The sequence below is a fragment of the Kaistella sp. genome (assembly GCF_032060305.1).
Taxonomy (GTDB): Bacteria; Bacteroidota; Bacteroidia; order Flavobacteriales; family Weeksellaceae; genus Kaistella; species Kaistella yananensis.
This window is the reverse complement of record NZ_DAMBHK010000078.1, coordinates 1,819-9,777: the sequence shown is the minus strand read 5'-3', so window position 1 is coordinate 9,777 and position 7,959 is coordinate 1,819. Positions and strand designations below refer to the sequence as shown.

Below are 7,959 nucleotides of genomic sequence, written 5' to 3'. Positions count from 1 at the left end.
AAACGCGCCCAATCCGGACGCGTTTTTGTATAATTAGGTCTTGATTACATCTGTTCCATCTTGAAACTCATGCTTTCAATGACTTTTAAAATGGCTTCTACGGTATCCATCGAGGTGAGGCACGGCACACCATTCTCTACCGACATCCTTCGGATCTGGAAGCCGTCTCTTTCCTCCTGTTTCCCCTTGGTGGTGGTATTTACCACATACTGCACCTTTCCTTTCTGAATCAGGTCGATAAGGTTGACGTCTTCTTCGCCGATTTTGTAACCAATTTTCACCGGAATGCCATGGTCTTCAAAGTATCTTGCGGTTCCTTCAGTAGCCCATATTCTGAAACCTACTTCATGGAAACGTCGCGCCATTTCAGCGGCTTCTTCTTTGTGCTTGTCGGCTACGGTGAAGAGAATGGATCCGTGGGTCGGCATCTTACGTCCGGCTGCTACAAAACCCTTGTACAGTGCTTTTTCGAGCGTTGTATCTTTGCCCATCACCTCGCCGGTAGATTTCATTTCCGGGCCTAGGGAAGTATCCACTTTTGTGAGTTTCGAGAAGGAGAATACGGGGACTTTTACAAATACACCGGGCTGCTCAGGTGCCAGTCCGTTTTTATAGCCTAAATCTTTCAGTTTCTTGCCGAGAATCGCTTTAGTAGCCAGATTCGCCATTGGGATTCCGGTGATTTTGGAAAGGAAAGGTACTGTTCTCGAAGATCTCGGGTTCACCTCGATCACGTAAACTTCACCGTCGGAAAGTACGTACTGAATGTTCATCAGTCCTATTACGTTAAGACCTTTTGCGAGTCTTTCGGTATAATCCACGAGGGTATCGATCTGTTTCGCGGTGATATTCTGCGGCGGATACACTGCAATGGAATCTCCGGAGTGCACTCCGGCTCTTTCAATATGCTCCATAATTCCCGGAATCACTACGGTTTCTCCGTCTGAAATCGCGTCCACTTCCACTTCCTGACCGGTCAAATAGCGGTCGATCAGGATAGGATGTTCCGAAGTTTCTTTCACCGCGTTTGTCATGTAATGCGCCAGGTCTTTCTCGTCGTACACGATTTCCATGGCTCTTCCACCAAGAACGTAGCTCGGACGAACCAATACCGGATAGCCGATTTCTTCCGCAATCACCAGCGCTGCTTCTTTTGTGAAGCAGGTTTTGCCCAAAGGCTGCGGAATGCCGAGTTCCTGAAGTGCGGCTTCAAATTTATTGCGGTTTTCAGCACGGTCGAGATCTTCCAGTGAAGTTCCCAGGATCTGAACGCCGTGAGCAGCCAGTTTATCGGCAAGGTTAATGGCGGTTTGTCCGCCGAACTGCACCACCACGCCTTTCGGTTTTTCGAGTTCGATGATGTTCATGACATCTTCTTCCGTTAAAGGCTCGAAATAGAGTTTATCGGAAATGGAGAAGTCGGTGGAAACCGTTTCAGGGTTATTGTTGATGATAATCGCCTCGTAACCAAGTTCTTTAATCGCCCAAACCGAATGTACCGTAGCGTAATCGAACTCCACACCCTGCCCGATTCTGATCGGTCCGGAACCGAGGACGATGATTTTCTCCCGGTCTGAAGGCGTACTTTCGTTTTCTTCTTCGTAAGTTCCGTAGAAATAAGGTGTTTCACTTTCAAATTCTGCAGCGCAGGTATCGACCATTTTATATACTGGCATCACGCCGTTTGTTCTTCTGAATTCGAATACCGTTTTCTGGTCAGATTCCCACAGATGCGCGATATGAAGGTCTGCAAAGCCGAGTTTTTTAGCCTGAAGTAAAGTTTCTTTATCGAATTTTTTTTCAGCAATCACCTTTTCAAAATCAATCAGTTTCTTGATTTTCCAGATGAAGAACTTATCGATTTTGCTCCATTCCACAATCTGTTCCCAGTCGTAGCCCCGTCTTAAAGCGTCGCCGATGATGAACAGTCTTTCGTCATCACAGACGCGGATTCTTCTTTCGATTTCAGCGTCGGTTAAGGCTGCGGCATCTTTGGTCTTCAATCCGATATGTCTTAAACCGGTTTCAAGGGAACGGATGGCTTTCTGAAGCGATTCCTCGAAGTTTCTGCCGATGGCCATCACTTCACCTGTCGCTTTCATTTGGGTCGAAAGTCTTCGGTCCGCTGTTTCAAATTTATCGAAAGGAAACCTCGGGAATTTTGTTACTACATAGTCTAAAGCCGGCTCGAAACACGCGTAGGTCTTTCCGGTCACCGGATTCATGATTTCATCTAGGGTTAAACCTACCGCAATTTTTGCAGCAATCTTGGCAATCGGATAACCGGTCGCCTTACTCGCCAGCGCTGATGAACGCGATACCCGCGGATTAACTTCGATGATATAATAATCAAATGAATGCGGATCCAAAGCCAACTGAACGTTGCAACCGCCTTCAATTCCCAGTGCACGGATGATTTTTAAAGATGAATTTCTCAGCATCTGATATTCCCGGTCCGAAAGCGTTTGCGAAGGTGCCACCACAATGGAATCTCCTGTATGTACGCCCACCGGATCGATGTTTTCCATATTACACACCACAATGGCGTTGTCGTTTTTGTCGCGCATCACCTCGTATTCAATTTCTTTGAAGCCAGCGATGGATTTTTCAATAAGACACTGGGTTACCGGCGAATATTTCAGACCGAAACTCGCGATTTCCTTCAGTTCGTCATCGTTATGCGCGATTCCGCCGCCTGTGCCACCCATGGTAAAGGCAGGACGTACAATGACGGGATATCCGATGTTATGGGCAAATTCCAAAGCGCCCTGAACGGTGTTCACGATATCGGAATCAGGTACCGGTTCGTTGAGTTCGCGCATCAGTTCGCGGAAAAGATCGCGGTCTTCCGCTTGGTTGATGGCTGAAAGTTTAGTTCCCAGAACTTCCACTTTGCATTCTTCAAGAATTCCTGATTTCTCAAGTTCTACCGCCATGTTGAGTCCGGTTTGTCCGCCTAAAGTAGGCAAAAGCGCGTCGGGACGTTCTTTCCGGATGATATGACTCACAAACTGCAGCGAGATGGGTTCAATATAGACCTTGTCGGCAATTTCGACGTCGGTCATAATGGTGGCAGGATTTGAATTGATCAAAATCACTTTGTAACCTTCTTCTCTCAGCGCCAGGCAAGCCTGGGTTCCGGCGTAATCGAATTCGGCGGCCTGTCCGATAATGATGGGACCGGAGCCGATTACCAAAATTGTTTTTATGTCGTTTCTTTTCATTTTTATTAGATATTAGAGTCGAGAACGAAGAATCAAGAATCGAGATTTGAGATTCGAGAGTCTGAACTCTTTTAAAGTTTATTTTTAAATGCGTAAATCATTTTTTAAATTTCTACTAAATCAGACAAAAGTTCATTGCATAATCCAGGTTCTAAGAGTTGAAGTTCTTTAGTCAAAATTAATTGCGTCTGTAACTCAAAGGCAGAAGCCAGGGCAGCAGGTAGAAAATGGTTAAATTCTTTATTGGAATTTCAGCCTGATCCTTCTGCAATATTTGAAGGAATGGAAACTGCTGATCTTTTCATTTGAGAAATTAATCCAAATTTTTCGTCACTGGAAATGTTTTCCCAACAGAAATAAATCTGCTTTGCCAGTTCAATTGATTTCTGCCAAAAAATTAACTTCTCGAAGTTATGCATTGTCTAGTTTCTCGATTCTCGGCTCTCGGTTCTTAAAACTTTCCATCAAATCAATAAACTCATCAAAAAGATAATTTGCATCTTCCGGACCCGGACTTGCTTCCGGGTGATACTGTACCGAGAAGCACGGATGTATTTTATGTCTCAGGCCTTCATTGGTTCTATCGTTAAGTGCAATATGTGTTTCTTCCAAATCGGTATTTTTCAAACTTTCTTGATCCACTGCATACCCGTGATTTTGGGAAGTAATCGCCACTTTATTTTTGGCTAGATCTAAAACCGGATGATTTCCGCCGCGGTGACCGAATTTCAGTTTGAAGGTTTTTGCGCCACAGGCCAAACCAATCAGTTGGTGCCCCAGACAGATCCCGAAAATGGGAACTTTTCCGAGAAGACCGTTGATGAGTTCTGAAGCTCCTTTCACATCTTCCGGATCGCCGGGACCATTGGAAAGCATGATTCCATCAGGGTTCATCAACAAAATCTCTTCGGCAGTGACATCCTGAGAAACTACCTTCACATCGCAATCGCGTTGGGTAAGTTCGCGCAGAATACCGAGTTTGGACCCGAAATCAACCAAAACAACATTCAATCCTCTGCCGGGGTTGGCATACGCGGTTTTTGTAGATACCATTTCTACATGATTGGTCGGGAAATCGGTAGTTTTTAAGGTCTCAATCACTGCAATTTCATCAGCATTCTCGTCTACAATTTTGCCTTTTACCACTCCTTTGCTCCGCAGCACTCTTGTAAGTTTTCGGGTATCAACTCCTGATATTCCGGATAATTTCTTTTTCTGAAAAAACTCATCCAGGGTGAGCTGGTTCCGGAAATTGGACGGGAAGTCGCACAATTCTTTTACAATCAAACCCTTAATGGCGGGTTCGATACTTTCATAATCATCACGGTTGATGCCGTAATTTCCGATGAGCGGATAGGTCATGCAGACGATCTGTCCGCAGTAGGACGGATCAGAAATAAGTTCCTGATAGCCGGTCATTCCGGTATTGAAAACCACTTCCCCGTCGGTATCCAGGTTGGCTCCGAAACCTTCTCCGTGAAAAACTTCACCGGATTCTAATATTAATTTTTTTTTCATTCTTTTTTACTAGATCTAAGATTTAAGACTGTGGATTCGAGACAAATCATGTATTTGTAAGTGAATAATGTGATGTCTACTCTCCTGAACCTTATTTCATTTTATTTAAATTTAAATCCTTTAGATTCCAGCGCATCTTTCAGAATTGCCATTCGGGCAAACACTCCGTTTTTCATCTGATGGAAGATTCGGGAACGCTCGCACTCTACCAGTTCATCGGCGATTTCCACACCGCGGTTGATGGGTGCGGGATGCATAATGATGGCTCCTTTTTTCATCATTTTCTCACGCTCTTTGGTAAGCCCGAATTTTCTGTGATAGCTTTCGAGTGAAATTTTCATTTTCTCGCCGTGTCTTTCGTGCTGTATACGGAGCAGCATCACTACATCCACTTCGGTCACCAAATCATCGATGGACAGATAAGTTCCGTTGATGATGGTGCCTTCATCAAACCATTTTTCGGGACCTGAGAAATAGACTTTAGCGCCGAGTTTACGCAGCGCTTCGGCGTTTGAGTTGGCTACCCTACTGTGTTTCACGTCGCCTACAATTCCTATTTTAAGTCCTTTAAACTTGCCGAATTCCTGTTGAATGGTCATTAAATCCAAAAGCGTCTGTGAAGGGTGGTTTCCGCTTCCGTCGCCGCCATTGATCACCGCAATACCTATATTTTTAAGCTCTTCATAATATTTATCCTGCTTATGACGGATGACGGTGAGATTTACTCCTAAACTTTCAAAAGTTTTTACCGTATCATATAAAGATTCGCCCTTGTTTACAGAGCTTGCCGTAACATCAAACGGAACCACATGAAGTCCCAGTTTGCGCTGTGCAAGATCGAAACTGGTTTTTGTGCGGGTGCTGTCTTCAAAAAACAGGTTGGAAACATAAATTTCATCCACCGCTTTCACGGTTTTTCCTTCTGCGAATTCCTGAGCACTTTTCAGTAAAGCATTAATCTTTTCTACAGTTAAATCTTTGGTTGTAAGCATAGTTCTTTAGTTTAAAATCAAAAAAAAACGAAGCCAAAATGACTTCGTTAAATAAAATAAATATTGTTGTTCCCGGCATCGCTGCCAATATATACATGGTCTAATGGAAATGTTCTTTTCATTAGCTGCAAAGATATAAATTTAATCTGAAAACCAAAAACGTAATTTATCGAAAACCCATTAAATGATATTAACCCTATATTTAAATTTTGTATTAATGCTAATTTAATATACATTTGCTAAAAAAGTATAGTTATGCCGGATACCTGTCCCAAATGCCAGCAGCACAACGTAGTAAAGAGCGGAATTGTAAAGGAAAGACAGCGGTTCCGGTGCCGCGACTGCAATTATTATTTCACCGTGAAAAAACTGGGAAAACAGATTGACGACTACTATGTTACAAAAGCCCTGCAGCTGTATCTGGAAGGACTTTCGTTCCGGGAAATCGAAAGAATTCTCGGCATCTCCCATGTAACGGTAAGTTCCTGGATAAAAAAATACAACATCAGCAGACCCCCACATTCGGAGTTTCATACCACATATAAGGTTTTTAAGCAGAATGAACTTTTGGAATTCATGCAGAAAGAAGAAAATATAAAAGGCTCCGGCCTTATCATTACTGAATTTGGCGATAAGTACATGATGATCAAGTGGGAACGTTTTAGGAAATAAATCAGTCCCAAATAACACCCATCATTTTTAAACATATTTTAAAATATAACTATACCCTTAGCATAAATATATATTAAATTTCTTCAAACAAATTTTTAGTTTCACTTTCGTTATGTCAAAGAAAAGAACTAAAAATTAACATCCTATGAAGAAATCATTTATTTTGTTAGGAATACTTCCAACAATACTCTTCACGCAGCAGGTACACGCTCAGGATACGGTATCCGCCGCAGATCTTTTAAAAAGAATCGAAGCCCTGGAAGCCGAAGCCAAAAAACCCAAAGAATGGGACGCTTCCATTTACGGCTGGGTAAGAACCGAATACAGTTTCGACAGTCGCCAGTCGGCCTACTCCAGAGAATACCAACTCAACCTTTATCCTTTAGATGAAAAACTGGACGCGAAAGGCAACGACATCAATGATACCGGCGCGAGTAATTTTCTGGCCATCACTTCAAGGGTTGGAATTAAATTCCGCGGACCCGACGTTTGGGGAGCTAAAGCCACAGGAAACATCGAAGCTGATTTCTTTGGCAATACTGAACTCAACAAAAGCGCGGCTGGTACAGGAAGCACAGGCCTGCTCCGTTTAAGACACGCAACTGCGACGCTGACCTGGCCCAAAACTGCATTAACTTTTGGCCAAACTTGGTATCCCACTTTTGTTCTTGACGTCTTTCCAGGCGTTGTGAATTTCAATACCGGCATCCTGTTCAACCCTTTCGGCTGGGCTGGTCAGGTAAAAGTGACCCAGAAATTAACTCCGGAACTTTCTTTCAGCGTGATTGCTTATAAAGACCGCGAATTTCAGACAGCAAACGCTGCTGGAGCTTCCGCCAATTCCGCGACCTTCAATTCTTCAATGCCCACTGTTCACGGGCAGCTTCAATACAAATCAAAAAGCATCACCGCAGGTGCCGGTGCCGAATACCAATCGCTGCAGCCGGTGATTGAATCCGGAGGCCTTGCTTCTGATGAGAAAGTAAATTCTGAAATGTTTTTCGGTTACTTCAAATACGCCAACGAAAAAATCATTGCAAAACTTTACGGGATTACCGGCGGAAACCTTCACCACCTTGTGATGATCGGAGGTTTTGCAGGCTACGAAAACACCAACGGTATTGAATCCTATAAACCCACCAAAACTTCAGCCTTCTGGGTTGACCTTGCGAGCGCCAATCCGAAAATTGCTCCTGGAGTTTTCTTTGGTTACACAAAAAATTCAGGCACCGATGCCGGCTTTAAAAATCTGTACATGCGAGGCATTTCCGGGAACCGGATTCTTGATGAGGTTTGGCGGGCTTCTGCACGAGTAGATTTCAAGCAGAATAAATTCAGTGTGTCCCCGGAAGTGGAATACACCGCGGCAAAATGGGGCGACCTGAATCCTGAAGCGCTCGCTAAAAACAACCTGAAGAACGTTGGAAATGTAAGGGGAACCGTAAGAGTTATGTATTCATTTTAAACTTTATATTAAAAATTTAAAACACTAAATATTAAATGATTATAAAATCTATATAAATATTACTTAAACCAAAAACCAAATATAATTA

Annotated in this window: 5 protein-coding genes and 1 pseudogene; 2 read left to right on the top strand and 4 right to left on the bottom strand. The window is 43.4% G+C overall.

All coding sequences use genetic code 11. The features are described from left to right. Positions 1-44 precede the first annotated feature (44 nt). From carB to V5N63_RS10050, 4 genes and pseudogenes are all read right to left on the bottom strand, one after another. Positions 45-3,224 carry a carbamoyl-phosphate synthase large subunit gene (carB, locus tag V5N63_RS10065; RefSeq protein ID WP_332033835.1) on the bottom strand — a complete coding sequence of 1,060 codons (3,180 nt, stop codon included), beginning with the start codon at positions 3,222-3,224 and terminating at the stop codon, positions 45-47. Positions 3,225-3,328: 104 nt separating this feature from the next. Further along, positions 3,329-3,643: pseudogene (locus tag V5N63_RS10060) on the bottom strand (four helix bundle protein). Next, complete coding sequence (locus V5N63_RS10055; RefSeq protein ID WP_332033834.1) at positions 3,636-4,742, bottom strand: carbamoyl phosphate synthase small subunit; 1,107 nt, start codon at positions 4,740-4,742, stop codon at positions 3,636-3,638. The pseudogene V5N63_RS10060 and the gene V5N63_RS10055 overlap by 8 nt, the downstream one beginning before the upstream one ends. Positions 4,743-4,843: 101 nt before the next feature. Further along, positions 4,844-5,734: an aspartate carbamoyltransferase catalytic subunit gene (locus tag V5N63_RS10050; protein ID WP_332033833.1), complete on the bottom strand. Its 891-nt coding sequence runs from the start codon at positions 5,732-5,734 to the stop codon at positions 4,844-4,846. Positions 5,735-5,989: 255 nt separating this feature from the next. On the opposite strand from V5N63_RS10050, the gene V5N63_RS10045 reads away from it, so the two are divergent. Further along, positions 5,990-6,406 (top strand): IS1/IS1595 family N-terminal zinc-binding domain-containing protein, encoded by a 417-nt coding sequence (locus V5N63_RS10045; RefSeq protein ID WP_088468978.1) that lies wholly within the window; start codon positions 5,990-5,992, stop codon positions 6,404-6,406. A gap of 145 nt (positions 6,407-6,551) precedes the next feature. Then, on the top strand, positions 6,552-7,871 hold the full coding sequence (locus V5N63_RS10040; protein WP_332033832.1) for a hypothetical protein: 1,320 nt from the start codon (positions 6,552-6,554) through the stop codon (positions 7,869-7,871). Positions 7,872-7,959 lie beyond the last annotated feature (88 nt).